Below are 25720 nucleotides of genomic sequence, written 5' to 3' on the forward strand. Positions count from 1 at the left end.
CTCGCCGCCCGGTCGATCCGGAGATAGTCGAGATCGAAGTCGGGCCCTGCAACCAACTGGTACTGAAGCCCGGCCCTCACGAGCCCTGTTCGTCCTCACGGCGCAGCTCCTCCAGCAGTTCCTGAGTCTCGGGCCCCATACGAGCCGCCCACTCGTCCAGGTCCAACGGCCGACTGGTCGGGAGCGGCTCCGTGGCATACACGCGCACGGTGGGGTCGTCGACAACCCCAGCCGGCGGGTGATCGTCGCCGCGCAGATCGCGGTACTGCGCGGTCGACAACAGGACTGCCTCCGGCTCACCGTCCTCGCCCCAGACCAGTGGGCCACCGCCCCCGTTCCGCGCCGATTCGACGAACTCGTGCAGACGCCGGGCAACCTCAGCGACTCCGATGACCTGGTCCGGCACCGCGAACTTGCCTTCACCGCCGAGGTCTTCGAACTCGTCGTACGTGAGCACAACAGCCTCCGGCACACCGTCCCCGAAGCTGAACGCCCACGTCCGACCACCCCGGAACCGCCCGAGTACCTCCGCCAGTTCCGCCCGCATCTGGTCAACCGAAGGCCAAGTCGTCATATCCCGAACCTATTCCTTCCTAGCCGGATCGTCCCGCTCAGCAGCCGGCCGCACCCGGCACCGTGACATCGCCACCATGCGGATCCACAATCACCGGAACAGCTTCACCGATGCGCAACTGGGTGGTGGCCTGCTGGGTCATGGAGATGTGGCCGTTGTCCCCGAGCGTGCTCTGCCAGGTGATGTCCCACTGCGCAACCGCAGTCACCGGGTACTTGCAATGCGGAAGCTTGTGAGACGTCTTCACATACCGGTGACCGCAGGTCGGCGAAGCCTTCGTGCCCATCGCCTTGCTGTACGGCGTTCCCGGCCCCTGACACCGCACGGTGTTGCCATCACCCATCGACCAGTTGATCGCCTTGACCTGCGCAGTGGCAGTAACGGAAAGGCCCGGCACACTCGCAGTGCGAACGATCGGTCCCCAGGTGTTTTCGCTCTTGGTCACCCACATCCAGACAGGCATGTTCACCAAGCCGATCTGACCCGTGGCGGGAGCCGTTTTGATCAACGGCGCGGCGAGTTGCATCTGCGCAATCGCCTCGTAGGCCACGGTGACCGGGTCTACCACGACAGTGTCCGGCCTGCCTGGCAGCCAAACCCATTCAGTGACGATATGTCTACCCAGGTCATAGCCCTGTTCGCGAGTACACGCCCACACAGTTCCGTCCGTGTGACCCTGCCATCGGTAATCACCAGGTGGAGGCTGAGGTTCTTCGCGTTTCATATAGCACTGGTGGCCGTTGGACCAACTCCCGAGCTCCGCGTCAACACAAGGCACCAACGCTCCGCGGAACCGGCATTCAACGCTGGTTGTCTTGCCGTGCGTCCCGGGCGTCCCAGGTACGGTTGGGGTGGCAGTGGTGGTCTTCCCGCCTACGAGCTTCCATTGGCAAAAGTTGCCGACGCATATCCACTTGTAGTTCGGGCCCGGTGGCGGGGTGTCTGGTGGATACCCAACTGCAGTGCCCGTGCAAAGAAGCACGCCGACGAGCGAGCTTACGACGACGAGCCAACTGAATCTGGCTCTGCTCAGCATGGTCCCTTGTCCTTGTCGGAGATGAGAAACCACAACTTCTGGTTGCCTTGGCCCGGAGCGAAACGCAGTTCGGAGCTGACTTGCCGACGTTTCCCGGCACCGGGGCCAGACGGTACCTCCTTGCCGTTGCTCTTGAATCGCATGACCTGCTTCGAGCTGTCGAGACAGTTCAAGAGAATGACCTCCGGCTGAGCCTGCTTCAGCTTGACCGACACCACCGACGTCTTTGCGATCTGTACCTTCCCGGTCATATACAACCCGTTGCTTACCAGCGTTCGTGCCTGATCGACGATCGTAATGATCCATTCGCCGCTCAGACCCGCCTTCTCGAGCGTCGGTCGATCCAGTGCTGACGGATTCATGAACGTCCGGTCAATGGCAGCGGTCGTAATGGCATACCGGGCTTTGGCAGCGGTGATGGCGGCCAGTTCCTCGGGCGTCCAGGTCGGTGCTGATGGGGATGCCGGGGTTGGAGTCGGTGTGGGGGTGGTGGCTGTGGGGGTGGGGTTGGGCCGGCCGGCTTCGGGGGAGCCGGTGCAGGCGGTCAGCAGGGTGAGGGTGCTGAGCGTGGCGGCGGCTGTCAGGAGCGGTCGGCGGGGCATGGGGTGGGGCTCCGTTCTGGGGTGGGGCGGGGTGCGGGGGTTGTGGTGGGTTAAGGGTTGCATACGGAGGGTGTTCGGGGGGTGGGGTTGTCCACAGGTTGCAGGTTGCTGCAGAGGGGGATGGGAGACTGCGGGGTATGTCGCCTATTGGTCGTCGTCGGGGTCGGGGGTCGGAGTCGTTCGGTGCGGAGCGGCGGGGGGAGAAGGTGGTGGTGGCGCCGGAGCCGCATCCCTCGGGGGCTCGGGTGCCGGCCGTGCCCAGGGAACTGGTGCCGCGGCATGTGGCGATCGTGATGGACGGGAACGGGCGGTGGGCCAAGCAGCGGGGGTTGCCGCGGACCGAGGGGCACAAGGCGGGCGAGGCGAGTCTGCTGGACGTGATCAAGGGCGGGATCGAGATCGGGGTGAAGTACATCTCGGCGTACGCCTTCTCCACCGAGAACTGGGCGCGCTCCCCGGAGGAGGTCCGGTTCCTGATGGGGTTCAACCGGGAGGTCATCCACCGGCGCCGGGACGAGCTGGACGCGATGGGGGTGCGGGTGGTGTGGTCGGGGCGCCGGCCGCGGTTGTGGAAGAGCGTGATCGACGAGCTCGAGTACGCGCAGGAGCGGACCAAGCACAACGACACGATCACGCTGCAGTTCTGTGTGAACTACGGCGGCCGGGCGGAGATCGCGGACGCGATGCGGTCGATCGCGCGGGAGGTTGCCGAGGGCAAGCTCAAGCCGGACCGGATCAGCGAGCAAACGGTCGCCCGGCACCTGTATGCGCCGGACATCCCCGAGGTCGACCTGTTCGTCCGGTCGTCGGGGGAGCAGCGGACCAGCAACTTCCTGGTGTGGCAGCTGGCGTACGCCGAGATGGTGTTCCTGGACACGCTCTGGCCGGACTTCGACCGGCGGGACCTGTGGCGGGCGATCGAGCTCTACGCGCAGCGGGATCGGCGGTACGGCGGCGCGATCCCGAACGAGGTGGCCGCACACCCTGAGGGTCCGCTCAGCTGACCCGCGCGTGGAACGGAACTCGACCCGGCAGCGTCTAGTCTCGTTGCAGATGTCAACGACATGAACGGGTGATGCAGCGTGCAGGACCAGCCGACGGACGAGACCCCGCAGCAGATCGTCGAGCGGGAGCTACGGGCCGCACAGGAGCAGGTCCGGAGAGTGGCCGCGGAGCTGCGCGCCGGTCTGGCCGAGGACGACCGCCTGGCGGCGGAGCGGCAGGACGGAACGGAGGACGAGCGCTGATGGCGAACGAGAACGACATCGCGCTCCTGACCGACCGGGTCCGGCAGACGATGACCAGGGCGCGGGTGACTCTCGCCTACGCGGCCGACGCGCTGAGCGAGGAGAACTTCGGCCAGGCGCTCGAGAGCCGGATCGAGGACGTCCGCGCGATGTCGGCCGTCGAACGCCTGGAGGACGCCGAGTTCGACGCCGAGGCGCAGCGCCGGTTCGCCGGACGTACCGGCGATCCCCGCGACGCCGAGGACCTGCTGGACGCCAGGCGCGACGTACTGCGTGAGTTCCGCGGCGCGCAGGAGCAGGGGCAATACGTCGCGCGGCGGATCGGCGCCGCGCAGGCGCAGCTGGAGGCGATCCGTGACGACCTGGAGACAAGCGCGGCCGGACTCGACGAAGCGCTCCGTGACGTGGACAAGCTCGAGTCGTTCCCGGAGTTCGGCGACAAGGCGAAGCACCTGCGCACGAGGGTGACCGCGATGCGGACCCATACGGCGGCGGCCTGCCGTGGACTGCAGACGGCCGAGGGCCAGCTCGCCGACGCGCAGGCCGCGGCACAAGCGTTCGGCCGGGTCGAGCGGGAGGTCGCGGACGTCGATCGTCACAACTTGTCGTCGACCGTCACCAGGGTCAGTACGTCGGTGACCGCGGACGTGGAACAGGCCCGTGCCGACCTGGCCCCTGTGCGCGAAGGCATCGTCTCCAAGACCCGGGACATCGAAGGTCTGGAGAAGGACGCCTACCAGGAGGCCGAGCTGGCGGATGCGGTCCGGGCCGGGACGAATCCGACGCCCGCGGGCGCACAGACCGGTGAGCGCGCGGGAGCTGCGGAGTCCGGAAACGGCATCCAGGACCTGTTGCACACACGGTCGGCACATCAGCCGCAGGACACCGGTCGCGACCGCTAAGTCTCAGCCCCGGCGCGGGGCTCAGCGTCCCGGAGCCGGGCTCAGCGGCCTGGAGAGGGGAGCAGACCGCGTTCGATCGCGACCGTGACGGCACGGGTGCGGTCGTCGACGTCGAGTTTGGCGAAGAGGCGTTGCAGGTGGGTCTTCACCGTCGCTTCCCCGATGAAGAGCTCGCGGCCGATCTCGGCGTTGCTGAGGCCGCGGGCGACGGCGGCGAGTACTTCGAGTTCGCGCGGTGAAGGTTGCGCCGCCGCGGGGGCGGCCGGCGTCCGGAGGCGGGACATCAGGCGGGCGGCGACCGGCGGGGCGAGGACGGTTTCGCCGCGGGCCGCGGCGCGGATGCCGTTCAGGAGCTCGGCGTGCGGGGTGTCCTTGAGCAGGTACCCGGCGGCGCCGGCCTCGACCGCGTGCAGGATGTCGGTGTCGGTGTCGTACGTCGTCAGCACCAGCACCCGCGTGGACGGATGGCTGGACACGATCGCCCCGGTCGCGGCGACCCCGTCCATCCGGGGCATCCGCAGGTCCATCAGTACGACGTCGGGCTTGGCCGACTCGACGAGGGCGAGCGCCTCGGAGCCGTCGCCGGCCTCCCCGACCACCGTGATGTCCTCGGTCACCGACAGCATGCCGGACAGCCCGGACCGCACCACGGGGTGGTCGTCGACCACCAGAACCCGAATCACACGTCCTCCTGTACTGCAGGGATCAGAACCTGTACGCGCGTGCCGTGGCCTGGCGCGCTTTCGATCTGGACGGTGCCGCCCGACTCCTCGACCCGGCCGCGCATCGCGTTCAGGCCGAAGCCGGCCGAATCGCCACCGGGGGAGAACCCGGAACCGTCGTCCCGGATCTCGATCCAGACGCCGCCGTCGGACAACCCGAGCGTGATCAGTACCTGCGTCGCGGCCGCATGCTTGCGCACGTTGGCCAGCGCCTCCTGCGCCGACCGCAGCAACACCACCTGCTGCGCCTGGGGCAGCGCCGCGACCTCGTCGTCCGGCAGGTCCAGCGCGACCTGTACGTCGACCCCGGTCTCGGCCGCGAACCGCTCCGCCTGGCGACGCAGTACCTCGGTCAAGGTTGCCTCCGACAACGCGACCGGGGTGAACGCGGCAACCAACGCCCGCGCCTCGGCCAGGTTCTCCCGCGCGGTGTCCTCGATCGCGGCGAGCCGAGCCGGCACACCGGCCCCACCACCCTGGGAAAGCTCGGCAGCAGCGGCCTGGGTCAGCATCACGATCGACGTCATGCCCTGCGCGAGCGTGTCGTGGATCTCCCGCGCCATCCGCTCCCGCTCGGCCATCACCCCCGCGCTGTGGTGCGCCTCGGCGAGCTCGTCGCGCGCCGACTCGAGCTGCTCGATCAGCTCCGCACGCTGCTGACTCTGCGTGATCACCTTCTCGATCCAGATCCCGAACAGCAGGCTGACCACCAGGCTGACCAGCATCCACGGCAGGATCTGCCAGAACGCGCTCCAGCCCCACCCCGTGTTCCACAGTTGCGCCGTACCGACGCCGAGCACCAGCAGCACGCTCAGCCCGATGCCCTCGCGCAGGTCCTCGCAGAGCAGCCAGATCTGCGCGGACGCGATGAACATCAGGAACACCGACTGGGGGTAGATCCCGATCAGCACCGCCAGGCAGGCGATCAGCAGCAGCCGATAGGTGTACGACGGAACCGGCCGGCGGGACCGGATCGCGGGCAGCCCGACGAACTGGTAGGCCGCCGCGAGCACGACGACCGTACCGACGTACACCGACTGCCGCACCGTGCCGAGGTGACCGAGGAACGACAACGCCAGCGTCATCCCGAGCAGCACCCAGAACACGATGTGCCAGCCGGTCAGCGCCCGGGTCCAGACCGGCTGCCCGGCGCCGCGTGAGTTCTGCACGGACCCCATCTTCCTCCACACGAGGATCCACGGACGAGGTCCGAGTCGCCCGGGCTCCTCGGCAGCACGCCGCGCGGGGAGCCCGTTCATCAGCCCGCGTCCCGCCGGGTCCAGCGGAACAGCCGCTGGGCGAGGAAGAGGCCGACGGCCAGCCAGACGGTGAGCACGATCGCGCCGGTGCCGAGCTGCCAGGACCCGCCCGGCTCGTTCACCTCGAAGCCGTCCGGCAGGAACACGGACCGCATGCCCTGCGCCAGCCACTTCAGCGGGAAGAACTCCGCGACCGTCCGCATCCAGGCGGGGAGGCTGCTGTAGACGAAGTACACGCCGGAGATGAACTGCAGCAGCAGGACCACCGGGGTCACGACCGCGGACGCGGCCCGGCCGGACTTCGGTACGACCGAGAACGCGATCCCGAGCACCGAACCGGACGCCGTACCGAGGACGAAGATCCACAGGAAGTCCAGCCACTTGGCCGGCGCGGTCGGGATGTCGACGCCGAGCGCCAGTCCGGCGATCGCGAGCAGCAGCGCGAACTGCAGGACCGAGGTGACCAGGACCATGCCGATCTTGCCGATGAAGTACGACTGCGGCGACATCGGCGTACCGCGGAGCCGCTTCAGGACGTCCTGGTCGCGTTCGATCGCGATCGCGATGGCCAGCGACTGGAAGCTGGTCAGGAAGATGCCGGAGGCAATCATCCCCGGGGTGAAGTAGGTCGCCGCGGTGACACCGCCGGAGAAGTCGGTGCCGCTGAACACCGCGGAGAAGATGCCCAGGAAGATGATCGGGAAGAAGAACGTGAAGATCAGCTGCTCGCGTTCGCGGAAGAACTCCTTGACCTCGATTCCCGTTCGCGAGAGTCCGACCTTCAGCGGGGACGGCAGTACGGTGCTCACCGAAGAGCTCCTTCCAGTGCCGGGGCGGTGGCGACCGACCCGATCAGTTCCAGGTAGATGTCTTCCAGGCTCGGACGCCGTACCTCGAGCTCCGGCACCTCGGCGCCGCCGTACTCGGTCATCAGCCGGGCGACCTCGGCGGTCGGCTGGTCGGTCCGTACTTCGCGGACGCCGTCGGCGGAGAGCCAGGAGACGCGTGCGGTACGGGCGCCGCGGCCGCCGAGGGTGTCGGGTGTCGCGACCTCGATCATCCGGCCGTCGGCGATCACGCCGACCCGGTCGGCCAGGTGTTCGGCCTCGTCCAGGTAGTGGGTGGTGAGCAGGATCGTGGTGCCCTCGGTGCGGAGCTCCTCGATCAGCGTCCAGAACTGCCGGCGCGCCTCCGGGTCGAACCCGGTGGTCGGCTCGTCCAGGAACAGCAGCTCGGGGTTGCCGATCACGCCGAGCGCGACGTCCAGCCGACGGCGCTGGCCGCCGGACAGGCTGCGGATCCGGGCCTTGCGCTTCTCCTGCAGGCCGACCGCGGCGATCACCTGTTCGGGGTCGCGCGGGTTCGGGTAGTAGCCGGCGAAGTGGGTGACCATCTCGGCGACCGACAGCACCGCCTCGTCCCGGGTGGTCTGCGCGACGATCCCGATCCGGGACCGCCAGACCCGGTCGGCGTGCGCCGGGTCCGATCCGAGTACGTCGACCTGTCCCTCGTCGGCGTGGCGATACCCCTCCAGAATCTCCACGGTCGTCGTCTTGCCGGCGCCGTTCGGGCCGAGCAGCGCGAACACCTCGCCCCGGTGGATGTCCAGGTCGACACCGTCGACCGCCACCTTGTCCGGATACCTCTTCACGAGGCCGCGCACCCGCACTGCGTTGTCGTTCTCCATACCCCAACCCTCGCCCCGCGGACCCGTCCCCCGGGAGCACCACCCGACGTACCCCGTGTCCCCCGTCCGGTGGACACGCGGAGGGGATGGCGTCGGGGGTGGTACGGCGGTTAGCGTCGGGGGATGGCTCAGACGGTGCGTGGTGTGGTGGCGGCGGGTAAGGGTGCGCCGGTGTCGATCGAGGAGATCACGGTCCCGGATCCGGGACCCGGTGAGGCGGTCGTGAAGGTGCAGGCCTGCGGGGTCTGTCACACGGACCTGCACTACCGGGAGGGCGGGATCAACGACGATTTTCCCTTTCTCCTGGGGCACGAGGCGGCCGGGATCGTGGAGGCGGTCGGCGACGGGGTGACCGACGTACAGCCGGGCGACTTCGTCGTGCTGAACTGGCGGGCGGTCTGCGGGAACTGCCGCGCCTGCCTGCGCGGCCGGCCCTGGTACTGCTTCAACACGCACAACGCCCAGCAGAAGATGACGCTCAAGGACGGCACCGAGCTGAGCCCGGCGCTCGGCATCGGGGCGTTCGCGGAGAAGACCCTGGTCGCGGCCGGGCAGTGCACGAAGGTGGACCCGGCCGCCAAGCCCGAGGTGGCGGGCCTGCTCGGCTGCGGCGTGATGGCCGGTCTCGGCGCCGCGCTCAACACCGGCAACGTGGGCCGCGGCGACACGGTCGCGGTGATCGGTGCGGGCGGCGTCGGTACGGCGGCCGTGGTCGGCGCGCGCCTCGCCGGGGCGGCGAAGGTGATCGCGCTCGATCTCGACGAACGCAAGCTCGGCACCGCGAAGGAGCTCGGCGCCACCCACACGATCAACTCCCAGGGCCTCGACCACGACGGGGTCGTCGAGGCGGTGCAGGAGCTGACCGGCGGGTTCGGCGCGGACGTGGTGATCGACGCGGTCGGCCGCCCCGAGACCTGGAAGCAGGCGTTCTACGCCCGCGACCTGGCCGGCACGGTCGTCCTGGTCGGCGTACCAACGCCCGAGATGCGCCTCGAGATGCCGTTGCTGGACTTCTTCGGCCGCGGCGGCTCGCTGAAGTCGAGCTGGTACGGCGACTGCCTGCCGAGCCGCGACTTCCCGATGCTGGTCGACCTGCACCTGCAGGGCCGGCTGCCGCTGGACCGGTTCGTGTCGGAGACGATCGCGCTGGAGGACGTCGAGGACGCGTTCACGAAGATGCACCACGGCGACGTACTGCGGTCGGTCGTACTGTTCTAGCGAGGAACCCGGCGGCGACGATGCCGATCGCCGCCGCCAGGGCGACCGCCCGGCTCGTCGTCGGGAACGACTCGGTCGACAGGTACACCGTGCCGAAGATCGTGACGCCGGCGACCTGGCCGAGCTGCATCGTCGTGGTGAGGATGCCGCTCGCGTCGGCGGCGCGGGGCAGCGGGACGTTCACCAGCGACTGGGTGACGAGCGGGCTCGCGGACAACCCCATCCCCGCTCCCGCCAGCACCATCGCGGGCCAGCGGAACGACCCGACCCCCGCGTACCCGACAGCGCACAGCACCAGGCCGGTCGGTACGACGAGGTGGTGCAACCGGGCAGGGACGATCCGCCAGAAGTACCCGACCAACCCGAAGGTGATCGCGAACGGCAACCAGGTCAGACCGGCCCGCATCGCCGATTCGCCGAGCTCGGTCTGCAGATGCAGGGTGAACGCGAACAGGAACCCGCCGAGCGCCAGCACCGCGCACACCATCGTCAGCAGCCCGGCCGGCAACCCACGGGCTCGCAGCACCTCGAGGTTGAGCAACGGGTCCGCCGTACGGCGCTCGAACCGGACGAAGACCACCGCGAGTACGACGCCGGCGGCGATGCAGCCGAGCGTCCACAGCGGCCAGCCGATCTCGTGACCGACCACCGCCGGCAGCACCATCAGCAGTACGGCGCCCGTGGACAAGGCCAGCCCGGTGAGATCGAGGCGCCGCGCGGACGACGGGCGGTCCTCCGGTATCGAGCGCGGAACCAGGATCGCCAGGCAGAGGCCGACCGGGACGTTGACCAGGAACACCGGTCGCCACCCGGAGCCGAAGAGGTTCGCACCGACCAGCAGACCGCCGGCGATCAGCCCGGCGACCTGGCCGGCGGACAGCGTCACGCCGTACGCCGACAACGCCTTCGCGCGGGCCGGTCCGGCGAAGTGGGCCTGGATCAGGCTCATGATCTGCGGCACCATGATCGCCGCGGCGACCCCCTGGACGAACCGGAACAGCACCAGCGGGAGGATCGCCGGCGCCAGGCCGCAGCCGAGCGAGGCGAGCGTGAACAGGATCGCGCCGGTCAGGTACATCCGGCGGCGGCCGTACAGGTCCCCCAGCCGGGCGCCGGTGATCAGCGTCATCGCGTACGCCACCAGGTAGCCGCCGACGACCAGTTGCAGCCAGGCGCCGGAGGCGTGGAAGCCCGCGCCGACGGCCGGCATCGCGACGTTCACGATCGACGTGTCGAGCAGTGCCATGAACTGGCCGAGCAGCAGTACGGCGAGCATCAGCCCACGCCGGGTTTCCGCGGGACGGTCGATTACAGCGGTCATCAGGTTCTCCCTTGTCTGCACGGGTCGTGGGGATATACCTGGCGGGCGCGCCGGATTCATCGGTGGCGGACCGATGATTTTCGCGAGGTCGCGCGGTAAGTACGAGCGACCTGTGGGAGGCTGACGACGATGGACCGTGACGATTTCGACCGGATGACCGAGCCGCACCGGCACGAGCTGCTGTTGCACTGCTACCGCATGCTCGGATCAACCCATGACGCGGAAGACCTGGTGCAGGAGACCCTGCTCCGGGCATGGCGGGCCGCCGGCACGTACGACGAGCAGCGGGCGTCGATGCGGACCTGGCTCTACCGGATCGCCACGAACGCCTGCCTGACCGCTCTCAAGGGCAAGGGCCGGCGCGCGCTGCCGTCGGGGCTGGTGAGCGTGACCGAGGACGCGCACGCGCCGATCGAGTTGTCGACGGACGTGGCGTGGTTGCAGCCGTTCCCGACCGATCCGGCCGCGGCGATGGTCGCGCAGGGGAGTCTGCGACTCGCCCTGATCGCCGCCATGCAGTACCTCCCGGCCCGGCAACGGGCGGTCCTGGTACTGCGTGACGTCCTCGACTGGCCGGTCGCGGACATCGCCGACGCCCTCGAGACGACGTCCGCGAGCGTGAACAGCGCGCTGCAGCGGGCGCGGGCCAAGCTCGCCGAGATCGGTATCACCGAGGACGACGTCGACGAGCCCGACGACCAGGAGATCAGGGCGATCGTCGAGGACTACGTCCGAGCGTTCGAGGCCGCCGACGTCAGCGGCCTGACCCGGCTGCTCACCGACCGGGTCGTGCTCGAGATGCCGCCGGCCCCGCTGTGGTACGTCGGGCCCGAGGCGTACGGCGAGTTCATGGCTCGCGTGTACGCGATGCGCGGCCCGGCCTGGCGAATGCTGCCGACGGTCGCCAACGACCAACCGGCCGTCGGCGCTTACGTGCGCGGGGACGACGGGCGGTTCCACGCGCACAGCCTGCAGGTGTTCACCGTCGCCAAGGCCGGCATCACGCACAACGTGGTCTTCTTCGACCAGGAGCTCTTCGAGTACTTCGGGCTGCCGCTAGACCTTGAATGAGATCCACTGATCAGGCTTGGCGTCCGGCTTGTTCGCGATCGGGCGCGCCTCCTGGGTCCACGCGTCCCCCGAGATCTCGGTCGCGACCCGCTGCCAGAACCGGACAGCTTTCTCGTTGTTGTCCTGGAACGCGACGTCACACGGACCCGGGTGGCGGGCGAGTACTTGCTGCACCGCCTGCAGCCCGTACCCGTGCCGACGGACCGAACGGACCATGAAGAACGCGTTCAGGACGTGCACCGGCTGCTGCAGCGCACGCATGAAGCAGAAGCCGATCGGCGCATCGCCGAGCGAGATCAGGTACCCGGCCCACTCGGGATGGCCGGTGAGGACGTTCTCCAGCCACTCGGTGCGGTAGGTGCCGTCCGGGCGCGGGAGCCGTCCGTGGAACTCGGACATGTCGTGGCGGAACACCAGCCACAGCCGCTCCATCAACGGACGGTCGGACGCGTCGACACGACGTATCAGCAGATCGGACACAGGTCTCCTCACAAGGAATCGAAAAGGGATCCAGAACGCAGAAAAGCCTTCCGCCGGAAGAATCCGGTAGGAAGGCTTACTGCGTACAGTTTATCAGCTCCGCGGTGCGGTCTGCCCGGCGACCCAGGCCATGTCGGCGTATCGCGTACCGGCCGGGGTCAGCTTCGACAGCGCCTCGACGTCGGACGCGGGCAGCTCGACGTCGACGGCGGCCCAGTTCTCCTCGAGGTACTTGCGCCGTTTCGTGCCCGGGATCGGCACCACGTCGTTGCCCTGCGCAAGCACCCAGGCGAGCGCGATCTGGCCCGGCGTCGCGTCGTGCCGGGCCGCGACCGCCCGGATCTGCTCGACCAGCGCCAGGTTGGCGTCCAGGTTGTCGCCGGAGAACCGCGGCAGGGTACGGCGGAAGTCGTCGGCCGCGAGCTCCGTGGGCAGCGCGCCGGTGAGCATGCCGCGGCCGAGCGGCGAGTACGGCACGATCCCGATGCCGAGCTCGCGGCAGACCGGCAGCACCGAGTCCTCGATGTCCCGGCTGAACAGCGACCATTCGGACTGGACCGCGGTGATCGGGTGCACGGCGTACGCCCGGCGGATCGTCTCCGCGGACGCCTCGGACAGCCCGAGGTACCGCACCTTCCCGGCCGCGACCAGCTCCGCCATCGCGCCGACGGTCTCCTCGACCGGTACGTCGGGGTCCATCCGGTGCTGGTAGTACAGGTCCACGTGGTCGACGCCGAGCCGCCGCAGGGACGCGTCGATGGCCGACCGGACGTACTCCGGCGAGCCGTTGATGCCGCGCGCCGCCGGGTTCCGGGCGTCGCCGGTGATGCCGAACTTGGTCGCCAGGAACACCTCGTCGCGGCGGTCCGCGATCGCCTGGCCGACCAGTTCCTCGTTGGCGCCGAAGCCGTACATGTCGGCGGTGTCGAGGAACGTGATGCCGAGGTCGAGCGCGCGGTGCAGGGTGGCGACCGACTCGTTGTCGTCGGCGGCGCCGTACGCGAAGCTCATTCCCATACAGCCGAGTCCGAGCCGGCTGACCTCGGCGCCCTGAGTGCCCAGTTTCATGAAGATTCTCCTCATCGAAGACATAGCTCCGCCGGCCGAGCGTGCGTGACGGTCGGCTGAGCTGATCGGTTGGTTACGGTTCGGCGGTGCCGCCGTACACGGCGATCTTGTAGTCGGTCACCGCGAGTGCGAGCTGCAGGTCCCGCAGCTGCTGGTGGATCCGCGCCCGGTGCTCCTGCATCAGGGCGAGCCGCTGAGGTGCGGTCTCCTCGCCCTGCAGGACCAGGTCGAGGTAGTGGCTGATCGTGCCGATCGGCATCCCGGACACGCGCAGCCTGCTGATGAACACGATCCTGGTCATCGCGCGGCGGTCGTAGCTGCGGTAGCCGGCCGCGTCCCGGCCTACCTCGAGCAGGCCGATGCGTTCGTAGTACCGCAGGGTGTGCGCGGTGAGACCGGTGAGCTCGGCCGCCTCGGCGATGCTCAGCTGCTCAGGCAGATCGTCCGGAAGGTCCAGCAGGCACAGCAGGTCCGGATCGATCGGATCCAGCTCGGGCGCGTGCGCGGCGATGGCCGCCCGGCGTACCGGCGGGGTGAGCAGCTCGATCGTGGTCATGGCAGAGACGCTACGCCTTTGAGTGCGCTCAAAGGCAAAGGTGACCTGCGTCACCTAGAGGGGGTCTCGGGACTCTACTTCTGGCAGTCGGCGCAGGTGCCGAAGATCTCCAGGGTGTGGCTGATGTCGGTGTAGCCGTGTTCGGCGGCGACCTTGTCGGCCCAGCGTTCGACGGCCGGGCCCTCGACCTCGACGGTGCGGCCGCAGCTGCGGCAGACCAGGTGGTGGTGATGGCCCTTCGAACAGCGCCGGTACGCCGTCTCGCCGTCGGCGGTGCGCAGGACGTCGACCTCGCGGGAGTCCGCGAGCGCCTGCAGGGTGCGGTACACGGTGGTCAGCCCGACGGCCTCACCGGCCGACCGGAGCTCCAGATGGATCTCCTGGGCGGTGCGGAATTCGTCGATCTGGTCGAGCGCGTGCGCGACCGCCGCGCGCTGACGGGTCGAGCGTGTTCCGATAGCCACCGTTCCTCCTGTCATCACACTGCCTCGGCAATTCTCTCAGAAGTCGGCAAATCAGTGTTCGTCCCAGTGATCGCCGTGTGCCGCGTGCAGGTGACCGTCGTGGACGTAGTCGACGTGGTCCCCGTGCTCGACCTTCTTGTGACCGCACTCCGGGTTGTGCGCGTGCGGGTGTCCGGCGCTCACCACGTGCGGCTCCGGAGACGGTAGGCCGACCTCGGGCTCCTCGTCCGCCAGCGGCCGGGCCCTGCCGCTCCGCCGCCGGAGCAAAGTCCCGACCACGGCCGCCACCACGAACCCGGCCAGCGCCAGTACGACGATGGTCGCGCCAGGTGCGACGTTCGCGTTGTACGACGTGACGATGCCGGCCAGGCACGCCAGCACACCGATGATGCACGCGGTCACGAACGTACTGCGGAACGAGCGCGTGATCTGCTGCGCTGTCGCTACGGGGACCACCATGAGCGCGCTGACGAGCAGGAGCCCCACGGTGCGCATGGCCACCGTCACGGTGACCGCGGCCATCACGGCGATCACCAGGTTGAGCACCTGCACCCGGAGTCCCGTCGTACGGGCGAACTCCTCGTCCTGGCACACCGCGAACAACTGCGGGCCCAGGCCGATCGCTACAACCAGGACGGCGATCGCCAGGCCGACAACGACGTACAGGTCGCTCTGGGAGACCGTGGTGAGTGAGCCGAACAGGTACGTGTTCAGCGTTGCGGCGCCCTGACCGGCCAGGCCGATCAGCAGCACGCCTCCCGCGATACCGCCGTAGAACAGGAGTGCCAGTGCCACGTCGCCGGTGGCCTTGCCGCGGGCGCGGACCAGTTCGATCGCGGTCGCGCCGGCGATCGACACGATCACCGCGGTCAGCACCGGCGCGCTCCCGGTCAGCAGACCGAGGGCCACACCGGTGATCGCAATGTGCCCGATCCCGTCGCCCATCAGCGACAGCCGCCGCTGCACCAGATACGTTCCGATGGCCGGCGCGGACAGCCCGGTCAGCAGCCCCGCGATCAGCGCCCGTTGCATGAACTCGAGCTCGAAAAGCGTCATGACGGGAGCCATCCGGGTTCGTCGTCGGTGGTGTGCGAGTGGTGGACGTGGGCGTGCGTCTGGGAGGCGTGCGGCGGGCCGTCGTACACGATCCGGCCGCGGCGCATCACCACCGAGCGGTCGATCAGCGCGTCCATCGGGCCGAGGTCGTGGCTGACCATCACCACCGTCGTCCCGCGCTCGACCCGCTCGCGGATCGCGTCGGCGAAGATCTGCTGGCTGGCCAGGTCCACGCCGGCCGTCGGCTCGTCGAGGACCAGCAGGTCCGGATCGGACACCAGCGCCCGGGCGATCAGCACCCGCTGCTGCTGGCCGCCGGACAGCTCGGCGACCGCGTCCTTGCGCCGGTCCCACATGTCGACGACCCGCAGCGCGTCCTCGATCGCCTGCTTGCCGGCGGCACCGAGCGGTGTGAACATCCGGCGCTTCGAGAGCAGCCCGGAGGACACCACCTCGTGCACCGTCGCCGGGACGCCACCGGCCGCGGTGATCCGCTGCGGCACGTACCCGACCCGGCGCCAGGCGCGGAACCGGGGGACCGGCGTACCGAACAGCCGGACCTCGCCGCGGGCCGCCGGCAACAGGCCGACGACGGTCTTGATCAGTGTGGACTTCCCGGAGCCGTTGGTGCCGAGCACGGCCAGCACCTCACCCTGCCTGATCCGCAGGTCGATACCCCGGAGGATCAGCCGGCCGCCGAGGTCCACCGAGAGATCGTCGACGCTCACCGCGTTGTCAGCAGTCACGAGCAGCCGTTCGCTTTCTCGAGCTCCTGCAGGTTGCGCCGCATGAGGGTCAGGTAGGTGTCCTTGGAGTTCGCGTCGGACAGGCCCTCGATCGGGCTCAGTACGGCGGTCTTGACGCCGACGTCGTTCGCGATCGTCTCGGCCACCTTCGGGCTGACGAGCTCCTCGTAGAAGATCGTGGTCACGTGCTGGGCCTTCACGATGTCCTGGACCTCCTTGATCCGGCTCGGCGTCGGCTCCGCGTCCGGCGTGAACCCGGCGATCCCGATCATCGTCAGACCGTATCGCTTCGCGAGGTACGCGAACGCCTCGTGGCTGGTCACGAACGTCGTCAGCTCGCAGTGCGCCAGTCCGGTCCGGTACTCGGTGTCCAGCGCGCCGACCTGCGCGAGCAGCGCCTTCGCCCGCTCGTGGTACCCGGCGGCGTTCGCGCTGTCGACGGTCGCGAGCTTCTCCTCGACCGCCTTCACGACGTTCGCGTACCGCACCGGGTCGAGCCAGAAGTGCGGGTCGAGGGCGTTGTCCTTGTGCGCGACCGGCGCCGCGTCGGTGTGTTCCTCGAAGTCCGCGCCGGTGTCCTCCAGCTGGGCGGCCGGGGCGACGTCGAAGCCGGCGTCCTTGGCGTTCTGGTCGACGGCTTCGTCGACGGCGGGCTGCAGGTTCTTCTCGTAGACGACGAGCTTGGCCTCGGCGATCGAGGCGACCTGCTTCGGTGTCAGCTCGAGGTCGTGCGGCTCGACGCCGGGGGCGGTGAGAGTGGTCACGTGCACCGCGTCGCCGCCGATCGTCCGGGCGATGAACTCGAGCGGGTAGAACGACGTGACCACGCTGAGCTTGCCGTCGGCAGTACCGTCGGCGGGCGCGCCGCACCCCGCGAGGGCGAGGACGGCCAGCGTCGCGGCACCGGCGATAATTGCTCGAAGACCAGATCTCATGACAATCATTTTCATTGTAGCTGGAACTGATTGTCAAAACAGGGAGTAGCCGATGGCCAGCCGCAACGTCGGGCGACGGCGTGCCGACCGCAAGGGCAACCGCCGCCTTTCTCACGGGCACGGACACGGCCACGGGGACCACGTCCTCGATACCTGGGTGGTGAACTCGGACGCGGTGGTCGCCCGCCGGGTGCGGATCGTGGTCGCGGCCGTCCTGATCCCGTTGATCGTCGCCGCCATAGTGCTGCTGATCGTGCTCTGGCCGGGTGGCGGCGTGAAGGTCCAGGGGTACCAGACGAGCACGGCGCGCGGTGAGGTGACCGCGCTGAAGGCGTGCCCGAACCCGCAGGACAAGTGCAACCTCGCGACGGTCGAGCTGAGCAACGGCCCGGACAAGGGCAAGGCCGTCCCGGTCCAGGTGCCGACCGCGGGCGGTACGGCGATCGCGGTCGAGACCGGCCAGGTGATCATGCTCGGGGTACAGGACGGCGCGCCGCTGGACCAGAAGTACCAGTACGTCGACCACGACCGCACCAAGCCGCTGCTGATCCTCGCGGTGATCTTCGCGATCGCTGTCGTCGCGCTGTCCCGGTGGCGCGGCTTCGCGGCGCTGGTCGCGCTCGCGGTGACGGCGGTGATGCTGACGAAGTTCATCCTGCCGGCCATCCTGCGCGGCTCGAGTCCGCTGCTGGTCGCGGTGGTCGGCGGCGCGGTGATCATGACGATCGCGGTGTTCCTGACGCACGGGATCAACGCCGAGTCGGCGATCGCGCTGGCCGGTACGATCGCCGCGCTCGGCCTGACCGTGCTGCTCGGGTGGTTCTTCACCAAGTTCTCGCAGCTCAGCGGTCTGGCCGCGGAGGGGGCGTCGTCGGCGAAGGCGTTCGCGCCGGACCTCGACATCACCGGGCTGCTGGTGGCAGGGATGGTGATCGGTGCGCTCGGGGTGCTCGACGACGTCACGGTCACCCAGGCGGCCGCGGTCTGGGAGCTGTCCGCCGCCAACCCTGCGGCGAGCCGCCGGGAGCTGTTGTCCGCGGGCCTGCGGATCGGCCGGACGCACGTGGCCTCGGTGGTCAACACTCTGGTCCTCGCGTACGCCGGTGCCGCGATGCCGGTGCTGCTCGTGTTCGCGATCCAGGATCTGCCGATGCTGTCGGTGATCTCCACCGAGGCGGTCGCGATGGAGGTCGTCCGCGGCCTGGTCGGCAGCCTCGGCATCATCGCGGCGGTCCCGCTCACCACGGCCCTGGCCGCGATGGCAGTCGCGGACCGCTCCCGCGACCTGGTCGCCACGCCGGATCCCGCGACCTAGTCGCGCGGCAGCTCGTACGCTGCTAGTAGGTCACGGAATGTCTGAAGGTGCTTACTTTCCGTGGCTGTACGGGGGTGCTGATGAGATTCCGTCATCGGGACGGTTCGACCGTTCATCTGGGGTACTGCACGTCGGTGCATCCGGCCGCCGACCTGGACGAGCTCGTCGCGCGGCTGGACGGGTGCTCCGGGCTGGTACGGTCCGCGCTCGACGTACCGGTGCTGGGTGTCGGTCTGTGGTTCCCGCACCGGCTGGCCGATCGGCTGGCGAACTCGCCGGCGTCGCTGAGCAAGCTCCGCCGCGCGCTGCACCGCAACCACCTGGAAGTCGTGACCGTGAACGGCATCCCGCACACAGACAAGTCCGCCGGCACCGGTCTGTACTGCCCGGACTGGACCGAGTCCGAACGTCTCCGGTACACGCTCGACCTGGTCGACGTACTCGCGGAGCTGCTGCCTGACGATGCGTCGTACGGCTCGATCTCGACCGTGCCGCTCGCGTGGCGGGCGCCGTGGTCGCGGGCGCGTAATCGGGCCGCGCGGGAGGCGTTCGACCGTGTCGAGCAGCATCTGGCGCGTACGGAGGCCAGGACCGGTCGACAGATCCGTGTTGCCGTCGAGACCGAGCCTGGCTGCGTTCTGGAGATGATCGGGCAGACTGCGGCGTGGCTGGACCGCTATTCGCGCCCGTACGGCGGTACGTCGCGGATCGGGCTGGGACTCGACGTGTGTCATCTGGCGGTGCAGTTCGAGGACCCTGCCGAGTCTTTCGAGCTCTTGTGGCGTGCGGGCGTCGACGTGGTGAAGGCACAGCTGTCGGTCGCTCCCACGCTGGTTGACCCGTCTGACGCGTCCGGGCGGTACGTGCTCGGCCAGCTCGGCAGACCGAAGTACTTGCGGCAGGTGCGTGAGTGGGGTGGCCCAGGAGTGGACGACGTGGCGCAGGCGTCGCAGCTGTCTGGGCATGCGGCCTGGCGGATGCATGCGCACCTGGCAGCTCATACTGCGCCACCACCTCCGCTCAGCGCGACTACCGGCGTACTGGACGACTGCTTGGCGCGTCTGGTGGGTGGTGGGCATCCGTTGACCCACCACTTGGAATCAGAGGTGTACGTGTGGTCGCGGGAGCCCAGAACCCAACAGGCGTTGGCGAAACGGCTCGGCAAGGAACTTTCGTGGCTACGGAACCGGCTGACCGCTCTCGGGCTTCAGGAGGTCTGAGTAGTCGGGCAGTGCTGTCGAGCTGAAGACCTTGCCTACTTCGTTCTGCGACCAGACGAGGCGTTGCAGCGACGTCGGCAGCTTGGCCAGCGTGGCTGCTGCTCCTGGCATCAGCCGCACTGCTAGCGCGCTGCCGGGGATGATCGTGCCCATGGTCTTCGGGCTGAGCTTCCTGCTGTTGTCGACCAGTGGCCGGATCACGTCCTCGTAGTTGCGCAGCCCTGCGGCGCCGGCCTTGGCCAGTTCACCGGCCAGGACGTACGCCGCCACGACGGCCAGGCTGGTACCGCCGCCGACCGCAGGGCCAGGGGAGTACCCGGCGTCGCCGACCAGGCCGATCCGACCGCGGTGCCAGGTGTCCAAGCTGACCTGAGCGATCGAGTCGAAGTAGAAGTCCTGTGCCTGGGGCAGCTGCTCCAGGAGTTGTGGCACTTTCCAGCCGTAGTCGCCGAACCGCTTCACCAGCAGGGCTTTCTGCTGCTCTTTGTCGCGGTGGTCGTACGTCAGCTCGCCGCGGAACAGGAACGCCGCGCGGACCTGGCCGGTCTGGCGTACGCCGTACATGCCGACGAGGTTGCCGACCGAGAAGTGCGCGAGCATGTGGTTGCCTAGCCCGAACACGTCCGGCATCGAGAACACCGCGAGGTAGCCGCCGAGCGGGCGCAGCACCTCGGTCTCGGGACCGAACGCGAGCCGCCGCACGTTCGAGTGCAGGCCGTCCGCCCCGATCACCAGGTCGAACCGGCGCTCGAGGCCGGAGTCGAACGTGACGTCGACGCCTTCGCCGTCGTCGTCGAGGGTCGCGATCGAGTCGCCGAACAGGTACTCCGCGCTGCCGCGACTGGCGTCGTACAGGATCTTGGTAAGCTCGCCGCGCAGGATCTCCACGTGCCGGCTGGAGATCCCGGCGTACATCCGGCTCAGGTCGACCTCGACCGGGCGCCTGCCGAACCGTTCGACGGTCATCGAGTCGAGCCGGCTGCGGGCGGCCTCGATCGTGTCCCAGCAGCCCATCCGGCTGGTGACCTCTGCCGCCGCGCTGTACAGGTCGACGGCGTGCCCGCCGAGCCCGTGCCGGGCGGCCGGGGTGCGTTCGACGACGGTCGGCTCGAAACCGTAGCGGTGCAGCCAGTACGCGAGCACGGGCCCGGCCACGCTCGCCCCCGAGATCAGAATCTTCATCGGGCCCTCCTTACTTATCGGAAGGTAAATAGACTAACTTAACGGAAGGTCAGCTAATCTGCGGGTATGCCGAGACAACGGACCGGCGACACCCGGGCGCGGATCCAGCAGGCCGCGCTCGAGCTGTTCGCCGTACAGGGGGTGCAGCAGACCAGCCTGCGCGACATCGCCGACCGGCTCGGCGTCACCAAACCGGCGCTCTACTACCACTTCGCGTCCCGCGAGGAGCTGCTGAACAGCCTGGTCGAACCGATGATCGCCGACTTCGAGGCGTACGCCGCCGCACAGCGGGCGGCCGCGCCGGTGCCGCCGCGGGAGCTGCTCGGGTCGTACTTCGACCTGTCCTACCGGCACCGCGAGACGATCCAGCTCGCGATCCGGGACCTGTCCGTCCTGCACGAACTGAAGCTCACCGACCGGTTCATCGGCTGGCGCCGCACGGTCGCCGAACTGCTGGTCGGCACCGAGCCGTCGCTGTCCGACGTGGTCCGTTGCATGGTCGCGCTCGGCGGCCTGTCCGACTGTGCGGTGATGCTCGACCACGAGCCGGTGTCGGAGTTGCGCGAGGCCGCCGTCGAGGCTGCCTACGACAGCCTCGGACGGCCTTAGAGGGTGTCTGGGAACTCTCTTAACCGTTGGCGATCCGGGACACCGCGAACAGCAGGATGATCAGGATCGAGAAGATCCGCAGGAACTTCGCGCCACCGGTCACGGCCGGCCAGGACAGGAACGCGAGCCAGCCGAGCAGCATCGCGAGCAGCACGAGCGCCGGCACCCCGACGACGACCGGCGCGAACACCCCGGCCAGCGCCAGCACCAGCGTGATGCCGGGCAGGGTCAGCTTGGGCGCGGCGTGCAGCTTGGCGACGTACGGATAACTGGCCTTCGTGATCCGCTGCCGCAACGGGCTGCTCGGGGTGCTCATGTCCCTATTGTTCCAGGTCCGATCAGGGGGTCAGCCGGTAGAACCGCCAGAACGGGTGCTCGATCGGCAGTACGTCGACCTGACCGAAGCCGGCGTGCTGCGCCAGGTGCCGGAGCCGGTCCGGGCGCATGATCGCGCCGACGACGTCGGAGTCCTCGTCGACGAGGCCCTGCGGCGTACACCAGATCGTGCTGGCCGCGGCCAGGAACCGCTGCACCTCGTCACCCGGTGCGGCGAGTACCTCGTCCGCATGCTCGTCCATCACGATGACCGAACCGCCCGGGGCCAGCGCGGTGCGGGCGGCGGTCAGCGCCTCGACGGGATGCGCGAAGTCGTGCACACACTCGAAGAACGTCACCAGGTCGTACGGCGTGCCGTTCGCGGCGACGTCGGCGATGTCGCGGACCTCGAAGGAGACCCGGCCGGAAACCCCTTGTTCGGCAGCGTTCCTCCGGGCCCGGCTGATCGAGTCCTCGTCGTTGTCGTACCCGTCCACCCGCACCGCCGGGTACGCCTTCGCCAGCTCGATCGCCGACCAGCCCGCCCCGGTGCCCAGGTCCGCGACCCGCGCGCCCCTGGTCAGCAGGTCGTGCAGCCCGGGGACGTTCGGGATCCACTCGGCCGCGAGCGAGTTCACGTACGCGGGCCGGTTCAGCATCTCCTGCGCCCGGACGGCCTCGTCGCCGTACGCCGCGTACGGCACGCCGGCGCCGGTCCGGAAGGCCTCGACCAGTTGCGGGAACGCCCGGCCCACGGCCGGCACGACCGCGGCCAGGCCGCCCGCGTACACCGGGTTCGTCGGCTCGAGCAGCGCCTCGCGGACTCCCGGGGCCAGGCTGAACCGGTCGGTCCACACGTCCGTACCGTCGATTGTCAACAATCCGCTGATCGCCTGCGACTGCAGCCATTCGACCAGGTACCGGTGGTCGAGCCCGGTCCGCTCGGCCAGCTCGGCCGCGGTCGCAGGTCCGCCCTCGTCGATCGCCCGGTAGATCCCGTGGACGTCGCCGAGGTAGATCGTGAACAGTTCGGCGGCGCCGAGTGCCGCGCCGAAGATGCGTCCCATCAAGGCCTCGGCGGCTTCCGCGGCCCGCTGGTCGGTTGTGGTGGTCATGTCGCCCTCCCTAGGTTGCTGTCACCCCTGAGGCGCCAGCTGCCGACTGGCAATGCCAGGTGACGTCGTCGGCCGGCTCGTACACGCACTGGCGACCGGTCCGGATCGACGCCCGCAGATGCCGGCCCAGCGCCGGATGCACGCGCTCGATCGCCTTCACGGCAACGCCGATCCGCATCGAGACGGCCTTCCTGCTGCGCTCGACCGGATCGCCCGCGGACCGCGCCCGCCCGCCGAGCCCGAGCGCACTGGCAAGCTCGTGCGCCAGGAACTCCCGCTCGTCCCGGAGTCGCTCCGCCCGCGCCGGATCGGTCACTTCTGTCAGTTCCTCCTCCAACTCGAGCAACCGTCGGCGGTACGCGGTCCGCGCCTGCTGGTCGAGCACCGGACCCAGATCGGCGCCTTGCACCCGCCCAGGACCGGACAGGTCGAGAACACTCACCGGAGTCCGCGGCCGAACCAGCAGTTCGGCCAGGTCGCGAATCCCTTTGGAATCAGGCACATGTGCGGTGACACCGCGCCACGTCGCCTCCCAACTCGCCCCCAGGCACCGCAGCTCACCCGCGTCACCGACCGCCCGAACAGTCGGCACACCGAGCTCGGCAAGCGCCTTCTCGGTCTCGGCCGCGAGCGTTTCCGCCCCGGCTGTCCGATGCACCTCCAGCGCGTTCTCCAACAGCCGCCGCGCCTCCGGTCTGCCCAGGTGCGCGGCCAGTCGGCCGAGGAACAACGACACGCTGCCCAGGCAGGCGCCACCGATCCCGTCGATCACCCACAGCTCGGCGTACGGCGTGAGCGCGTCGTACACGAGGCGCGCCGCCTCCGGCTCGCCCAGCACCCGGGCCGCCTCCCCGAGGAACGCCAGCGACTCCAGCCACTCGGCGTCCCGCGGGATCGCGTCCAGCCCGTCGCGCGCCCGGCGCCGCACGATGCTCCGGGCCACCTCGGTCGACCCGGCCCGGGCGAAGTAGTACGCCGACGGACCGTCAACCAGCGGATTGCCGACAAAAGGACCCATCACCGTTTCGACGTACGCACGCAGTTCCTCGACCACGCCGGTGAGGTCGGCGTGTGCCGCGCGCAACGCGAACACCATCAGCCGCGCGTTCGGGCTGTCCGCGTCGTCGGCGAGCTGCGTGGCTTGGGCGATACAACTCGCGGCGAGCTCCAGCCGGCCGGACATCAATGCCCGCATGCCGTACCAGATCGGCACCAGCCAGCTGTACAGCGGAAGCCGCAACGGCAGTACGGCGCGCGCGAAGGCCGCGATCTGTACGTCGGCCTCCGCGAACCGCCCCTGTTCCAGCAGGGCAACCACCAGCAGCCTCCGGGCGAGCAGCACCAATGCCAGGTCACCGGTCGCGATCGCCAGCATCCGTTCGGCCGCGGCGATCCGCTCCGCGACATGGTCCGGCCCGGAGAACACGTCGCACCACACCGCCAGCGCGGCGACCTCCGCCCGGGCATCACCAGCCGCCCGGGCCAGTCGTACGGCCTCGTCGGCGAGCTGCCGCGGGCCGTCCCCGCGATCCGTCGGGATCCGCGCAAGGGCGAGACGCGCCACGGCCGCGGCCTTCGACGCGCCGTCCGGCAGCAGCGGTACGACCCGTTCCAGCAAGGCGGTCTGCTCCTCGTCGCCGAGGTCCACCTCGAACCCGCCCACCCCGCCGCCCATCGCCAGCACAGCTCGCGCGACCAGCTCGGGATCTTCCGTCGTCCGCGCCACCGCCCGCAGCGTGTCCCGCCCGGCTGCCAGCTCACCCGCCAGCACCTGCGCGGCACCCAGTTCCAGCCGGACGACAGGATCGTCCAGGTCCGCCCACCGGTAGAACCGAACCGCCTGCTCGTACCCGGACTGCCGCTGCGCAGCCCGCGCCGCCACCAAGGCGAACTCTCGCGACCGCTCGACCGCACCCGCCGCCCGGCAGTGCGCCGCTACCTGCCCCGCGTCGTTCTGATCAGCCAGCGAATCAGCCGCCCGCAAGTGCAGCGCCGACCGCTGATGCACGCCGAGCCCCGCGTACACCACTTCACGCACCAGCGAATGCGCGAACCGCACGCGGCTCCCGTCCACCTCGGCCAACCGCGCCGCAACGGCGGCAGCCAGTACGGCAAGCAGGTCCGCGCGGCCCGTGTCCACGACCGCGGCGAGCAGGTCGAGCCCCACGTCCTCACCCAGTACGGCCGCGGCGGCGAGTACGTCGTACGTGTGCTGGTCGAGACGGGCGAGGCGCCGATCGAGCACCTGGCGTACGCCGATGGGCGTCTCGGTGGACGTCGTACCGCGGGCCGCCTGCCAGCGGGCGAGCTCCTGGACGAAGAACGGGTTGCCGCCGGTCCTGGCGTGCACGGCGTCGGCGTACGCGGCGTCCGCACTCCCCACGACCTGTGCGACGAGCTCACCTGTCGCGTCGCGGTCCAACCCGGTCAGCGGCAGCCGTACAAAGGACGGCGGCAACGCCCGGAGCGCCTCGGCGACCTGTTCCGGTACGTCGACCGCGTTGTCGCGGCTGGTGACGAGCAGGAGACACCGCAGCTCGGGGAGCAGGCCGACCACGAAGCGGAGGAGCGCGAGCGTCGACCCGTCGGCGAGATGGACGTCCTCGAGGATGATCACGGCCGGTTGCCCGGCGGTCACCGCGCCGAGCCGGTCCGCCACCGCGGCGTACATGCTGGTCCGGGCCAAGGTGGCGTCGGCCGGCTCGACCGACAGCCCCAGCGCCCGGAACGCCTGCCGCCACGGCCAGTACGGCAGCGTCTCGGTCTCCGGGCAGCGGCCCCACGCGACGGCGTACCCGCGATCGCGCGCGACATCCGCGAGTGCCGCGGCGACGGTCGACTTCCCGATCCCGGCGTCGCCGATCAGGAGCGCGCCCTGGCCGCGGCCGCGCTCGACCTCGTCCAGCAGGCCGGTCAGGGTGCTCAGCTCCCGGGTCCGGCCGACCACACGCTCGGGCATACCGTCACTGTGCGGCGGCCGCCGCCGCTGCGGAAGCCCTGGTCGCTTACCGTAAGGTGAC

The 25720-nt window shown here is 69.4% G+C and carries 27 protein-coding genes; 8 read left to right on the forward strand and 19 right to left on the reverse strand.

Annotated elements, in window-relative coordinates; all coding sequences use genetic code 11:
* Window positions 1-76: 76 nt before the first annotated feature.
* The 3 genes from AB0M51_RS01840 to AB0M51_RS01850 form a co-directional block, all read right to left on the reverse strand.
* Window positions 77-574, reverse strand: coding sequence for a hypothetical protein (locus AB0M51_RS01840; RefSeq protein ID WP_363747680.1), 498 nt, complete (start codon window positions 572-574; stop codon window positions 77-79).
* Between the two features lie 37 nt (window positions 575-611).
* Window positions 612-1124, reverse strand: coding sequence for a hypothetical protein (locus AB0M51_RS01845; protein ID WP_363747682.1), 513 nt, complete (start codon window positions 1122-1124; stop codon window positions 612-614).
* 479 nt (window positions 1125-1603) lie between these two features.
* Window positions 1604-2212 carry a hypothetical protein gene (locus AB0M51_RS01850; RefSeq protein WP_363747684.1) on the reverse strand — a complete coding sequence of 203 codons (609 nt, stop codon included), beginning with the start codon at window positions 2210-2212 and terminating at the stop codon, window positions 1604-1606.
* A 137-nt stretch (window positions 2213-2349) separates the two neighbouring features.
* On the opposite strand from AB0M51_RS01850, the gene AB0M51_RS01855 reads away from it, so the two are divergent.
* From AB0M51_RS01855 to AB0M51_RS01865, 3 genes are all read left to right on the forward strand, one after another.
* The gene (locus AB0M51_RS01855; RefSeq protein WP_363747686.1) at window positions 2350-3216 is read left to right on the forward strand and encodes an isoprenyl transferase; all 867 of its coding nucleotides are present in this window, start codon (window positions 2350-2352) and stop codon (window positions 3214-3216) included.
* Between the two features lie 78 nt (window positions 3217-3294).
* The gene (locus tag AB0M51_RS01860; RefSeq protein ID WP_363747688.1) at window positions 3295-3459 is read left to right on the forward strand and encodes a hypothetical protein; all 165 of its coding nucleotides are present in this window, start codon (window positions 3295-3297) and stop codon (window positions 3457-3459) included.
* Complete coding sequence (locus AB0M51_RS01865) at window positions 3459-4361, forward strand: hypothetical protein (protein WP_363747689.1); 903 nt, start codon at window positions 3459-3461, stop codon at window positions 4359-4361. Before AB0M51_RS01860 ends, AB0M51_RS01865 begins: the two co-directional genes overlap by 1 nt.
* A gap of 41 nt (window positions 4362-4402) precedes the next feature.
* On the opposite strand, the gene AB0M51_RS01870 is transcribed toward AB0M51_RS01865, so the two are convergent.
* The 4 genes from AB0M51_RS01870 to AB0M51_RS01885 all read right to left on the reverse strand — a co-directional run bounded on the left by AB0M51_RS01870 (window position 4403) and on the right by AB0M51_RS01885 (window position 8029).
* Entirely contained in the window at window positions 4403-5044 is a 642-nt protein-coding gene (locus tag AB0M51_RS01870) for a response regulator transcription factor (RefSeq protein ID WP_344189937.1), read from the reverse strand.
* Window positions 5041-6252, reverse strand: a complete 1212-nt coding sequence (locus tag AB0M51_RS01875; protein WP_344189935.1) for a sensor histidine kinase — start codon at window positions 6250-6252, stop codon at window positions 5041-5043. Before AB0M51_RS01875 ends, AB0M51_RS01870 begins: the two co-directional genes overlap by 4 nt.
* A gap of 89 nt (window positions 6253-6341) precedes the next feature.
* Complete coding sequence (locus tag AB0M51_RS01880; RefSeq protein ID WP_344189934.1) at window positions 6342-7151, reverse strand: ABC transporter permease; 810 nt, start codon at window positions 7149-7151, stop codon at window positions 6342-6344.
* Window positions 7148-8029: an ABC transporter ATP-binding protein gene (locus AB0M51_RS01885; protein ID WP_363747692.1), complete on the reverse strand. Its 882-nt coding sequence runs from the start codon at window positions 8027-8029 to the stop codon at window positions 7148-7150. The genes AB0M51_RS01880 and AB0M51_RS01885 overlap by 4 nt, the downstream gene beginning before the upstream one ends.
* Window positions 8030-8152: 123 nt before the next feature.
* Here AB0M51_RS01885 and AB0M51_RS01890 point away from each other — a divergent pair, with 123 nt between their 5' ends.
* The gene (locus AB0M51_RS01890) at window positions 8153-9247 is read left to right on the forward strand and encodes an S-(hydroxymethyl)mycothiol dehydrogenase (RefSeq protein WP_363747694.1); all 1095 of its coding nucleotides are present in this window, start codon (window positions 8153-8155) and stop codon (window positions 9245-9247) included.
* Here the strand turns inward: AB0M51_RS01890 and AB0M51_RS01895 are convergent.
* Complete coding sequence (locus tag AB0M51_RS01895) at window positions 9198-10568, reverse strand: MFS transporter (RefSeq protein WP_363747696.1); 1371 nt, start codon at window positions 10566-10568, stop codon at window positions 9198-9200. The two genes, AB0M51_RS01890 and AB0M51_RS01895, sit on opposite strands and share 50 nt — an antisense overlap.
* Window positions 10569-10697: 129 nt before the next feature.
* Here AB0M51_RS01895 and AB0M51_RS01900 point away from each other — a divergent pair, with 129 nt between their 5' ends.
* Window positions 10698-11639 (forward strand): sigma-70 family RNA polymerase sigma factor, encoded by a 942-nt coding sequence (locus AB0M51_RS01900; protein WP_363747698.1) that lies wholly within the window; start codon window positions 10698-10700, stop codon window positions 11637-11639.
* Here AB0M51_RS01900 and AB0M51_RS01905 read toward each other — a convergent pair.
* The 7 genes from AB0M51_RS01905 to AB0M51_RS01935 all read right to left on the reverse strand — a co-directional run bounded on the left by AB0M51_RS01905 (window position 11625) and on the right by AB0M51_RS01935 (window position 16944).
* Window positions 11625-12119 carry a GNAT family N-acetyltransferase gene (locus tag AB0M51_RS01905; RefSeq protein WP_344189927.1) on the reverse strand — a complete coding sequence of 165 codons (495 nt, stop codon included), beginning with the start codon at window positions 12117-12119 and terminating at the stop codon, window positions 11625-11627. The genes AB0M51_RS01900 and AB0M51_RS01905 overlap by 15 nt on opposite strands.
* Before the next feature lie 93 nt (window positions 12120-12212).
* Window positions 12213-13187 carry an aldo/keto reductase gene (locus AB0M51_RS01910; RefSeq protein WP_344189926.1) on the reverse strand — a complete coding sequence of 325 codons (975 nt, stop codon included), beginning with the start codon at window positions 13185-13187 and terminating at the stop codon, window positions 12213-12215.
* 73 nt (window positions 13188-13260) lie between these two features.
* Window positions 13261-13743 carry a MerR family transcriptional regulator gene (locus AB0M51_RS01915; protein WP_363747701.1) on the reverse strand — a complete coding sequence of 161 codons (483 nt, stop codon included), beginning with the start codon at window positions 13741-13743 and terminating at the stop codon, window positions 13261-13263.
* Between the two features lie 74 nt (window positions 13744-13817).
* A complete protein-coding gene (locus tag AB0M51_RS01920; protein WP_344189924.1) occupies window positions 13818-14207 on the reverse strand; it encodes a Fur family transcriptional regulator in 390 nt (129 codons plus the stop codon).
* Between the two features lie 51 nt (window positions 14208-14258).
* Entirely contained in the window at window positions 14259-15263 is a 1005-nt protein-coding gene (locus AB0M51_RS01925) for a metal ABC transporter permease (protein WP_363747704.1), read from the reverse strand.
* Window positions 15260-16009, reverse strand: a complete 750-nt coding sequence (locus AB0M51_RS01930) for a metal ABC transporter ATP-binding protein (RefSeq protein WP_363747706.1) — start codon at window positions 16007-16009, stop codon at window positions 15260-15262. Before AB0M51_RS01930 ends, AB0M51_RS01925 begins: the two co-directional genes overlap by 4 nt.
* Window positions 16006-16944, reverse strand: a complete 939-nt coding sequence (locus AB0M51_RS01935) for a metal ABC transporter substrate-binding protein (protein WP_344189918.1) — start codon at window positions 16942-16944, stop codon at window positions 16006-16008. The genes AB0M51_RS01930 and AB0M51_RS01935 overlap by 4 nt, the downstream gene beginning before the upstream one ends.
* Window positions 16945-16996: 52 nt before the next feature.
* On the opposite strand from AB0M51_RS01935, the gene AB0M51_RS01940 reads away from it, so the two are divergent.
* Window positions 16997-18259, forward strand: coding sequence for a YibE/F family protein (locus AB0M51_RS01940; protein ID WP_363747708.1), 1263 nt, complete (start codon window positions 16997-16999; stop codon window positions 18257-18259).
* 80 nt (window positions 18260-18339) lie between these two features.
* A complete protein-coding gene (gene eboE, locus AB0M51_RS01945) occupies window positions 18340-19479 on the forward strand; it encodes a metabolite traffic protein EboE (protein ID WP_363747710.1) in 1140 nt (379 codons plus the stop codon).
* Here eboE and AB0M51_RS01950 read toward each other — a convergent pair.
* Entirely contained in the window at window positions 19438-20661 is a 1224-nt protein-coding gene (locus AB0M51_RS01950; RefSeq protein WP_363747712.1) for an FAD-dependent monooxygenase, read from the reverse strand. The genes eboE and AB0M51_RS01950 overlap by 42 nt on opposite strands.
* A gap of 66 nt (window positions 20662-20727) precedes the next feature.
* On the opposite strand from AB0M51_RS01950, the gene AB0M51_RS01955 reads away from it, so the two are divergent.
* Window positions 20728-21270 carry a TetR/AcrR family transcriptional regulator gene (locus AB0M51_RS01955; protein WP_344189910.1) on the forward strand — a complete coding sequence of 181 codons (543 nt, stop codon included), beginning with the start codon at window positions 20728-20730 and terminating at the stop codon, window positions 21268-21270.
* Window positions 21271-21289: 19 nt separating this feature from the next.
* On the opposite strand, the gene AB0M51_RS01960 is transcribed toward AB0M51_RS01955, so the two are convergent.
* From AB0M51_RS01960 to AB0M51_RS01970, 3 genes are read right to left on the reverse strand one after another with little or no spacing between them, the layout of a single operon-like run.
* On the reverse strand, window positions 21290-21586 hold the full coding sequence (locus tag AB0M51_RS01960; RefSeq protein WP_344189908.1) for a DUF6703 family protein: 297 nt from the start codon (window positions 21584-21586) through the stop codon (window positions 21290-21292).
* A 22-nt stretch (window positions 21587-21608) separates the two neighbouring features.
* Window positions 21609-22700 (reverse strand): methyltransferase domain-containing protein, encoded by a 1092-nt coding sequence (locus tag AB0M51_RS01965; RefSeq protein ID WP_344189905.1) that lies wholly within the window; start codon window positions 22698-22700, stop codon window positions 21609-21611.
* A 10-nt stretch (window positions 22701-22710) separates the two neighbouring features.
* Complete coding sequence (locus tag AB0M51_RS01970) at window positions 22711-25659, reverse strand: AAA family ATPase (protein ID WP_363747715.1); 2949 nt, start codon at window positions 25657-25659, stop codon at window positions 22711-22713.
* Window positions 25660-25720: the final 61 nt, after the last annotated feature.

It is taken from the genome of Kribbella sp. NPDC051137, assembly GCF_040682535.1.
GTDB classification, from domain to species: Bacteria; Actinomycetota; Actinomycetes; order Propionibacteriales; family Kribbellaceae; genus Kribbella; species Kribbella karoonensis.

Bases quoted from the DNA above. Each gene is read 5' to 3' on its own strand.
- AB0M51_RS01840 (WP_363747680.1), bottom strand. From the start codon at position 574: ATGACGACTTGGCCTTCGGTTGACCAGATGCGGGCGGAACTGGCGGAG.
- AB0M51_RS01850 (WP_363747684.1), bottom strand. From the start codon at position 2,212: ATGCCCCGCCGACCGCTCCTGACAGCCGCCGCCACGCTCAGCACCCTC.
- AB0M51_RS01855 (WP_363747686.1), top strand. From the start codon at position 2,350: ATGTCGCCTATTGGTCGTCGTCGGGGTCGGGGGTCGGAGTCGTTCGGT.
- AB0M51_RS01865 (WP_363747689.1), top strand. From the start codon at position 3,459: ATGGCGAACGAGAACGACATCGCGCTCCTGACCGACCGGGTCCGGCAG.
- AB0M51_RS01885 (WP_363747692.1), bottom strand. From the start codon at position 8,029: ATGGAGAACGACAACGCAGTGCGGGTGCGCGGCCTCGTGAAGAGGTAT.
- AB0M51_RS01890 (WP_363747694.1), top strand. From the start codon at position 8,153: ATGGCTCAGACGGTGCGTGGTGTGGTGGCGGCGGGTAAGGGTGCGCCG.
- AB0M51_RS01895 (WP_363747696.1), bottom strand. From the start codon at position 10,568: ATGACCGCTGTAATCGACCGTCCCGCGGAAACCCGGCGTGGGCTGATG.
- AB0M51_RS01900 (WP_363747698.1), top strand. From the start codon at position 10,698: ATGGACCGTGACGATTTCGACCGGATGACCGAGCCGCACCGGCACGAG.
- AB0M51_RS01910 (WP_344189926.1), bottom strand. From the start codon at position 13,187: ATGAAACTGGGCACTCAGGGCGCCGAGGTCAGCCGGCTCGGACTCGGC.
- AB0M51_RS01915 (WP_363747701.1), bottom strand. From the start codon at position 13,743: ATGACCACGATCGAGCTGCTCACCCCGCCGGTACGCCGGGCGGCCATC.
- AB0M51_RS01925 (WP_363747704.1), bottom strand. From the start codon at position 15,263: ATGACGCTTTTCGAGCTCGAGTTCATGCAACGGGCGCTGATCGCGGGG.
- AB0M51_RS01935 (WP_344189918.1), bottom strand. From the start codon at position 16,944: ATGAGATCTGGTCTTCGAGCAATTATCGCCGGTGCCGCGACGCTGGCC.
- AB0M51_RS01940 (WP_363747708.1), top strand. From the start codon at position 16,997: ATGGCCAGCCGCAACGTCGGGCGACGGCGTGCCGACCGCAAGGGCAAC.
- eboE (WP_363747710.1), top strand. From the start codon at position 18,340: ATGAGATTCCGTCATCGGGACGGTTCGACCGTTCATCTGGGGTACTGC.
- AB0M51_RS01950 (WP_363747712.1), bottom strand. From the start codon at position 20,661: ATGAAGATTCTGATCTCGGGGGCGAGCGTGGCCGGGCCCGTGCTCGCG.
- AB0M51_RS01955 (WP_344189910.1), top strand. From the start codon at position 20,728: ATGCCGAGACAACGGACCGGCGACACCCGGGCGCGGATCCAGCAGGCC.
- AB0M51_RS01960 (WP_344189908.1), bottom strand. From the start codon at position 21,586: ATGAGCACCCCGAGCAGCCCGTTGCGGCAGCGGATCACGAAGGCCAGT.
- AB0M51_RS01965 (WP_344189905.1), bottom strand. From the start codon at position 22,700: ATGACCACCACAACCGACCAGCGGGCCGCGGAAGCCGCCGAGGCCTTG.
- AB0M51_RS01970 (WP_363747715.1), bottom strand. From the start codon at position 25,659: ATGCCCGAGCGTGTGGTCGGCCGGACCCGGGAGCTGAGCACCCTGACC.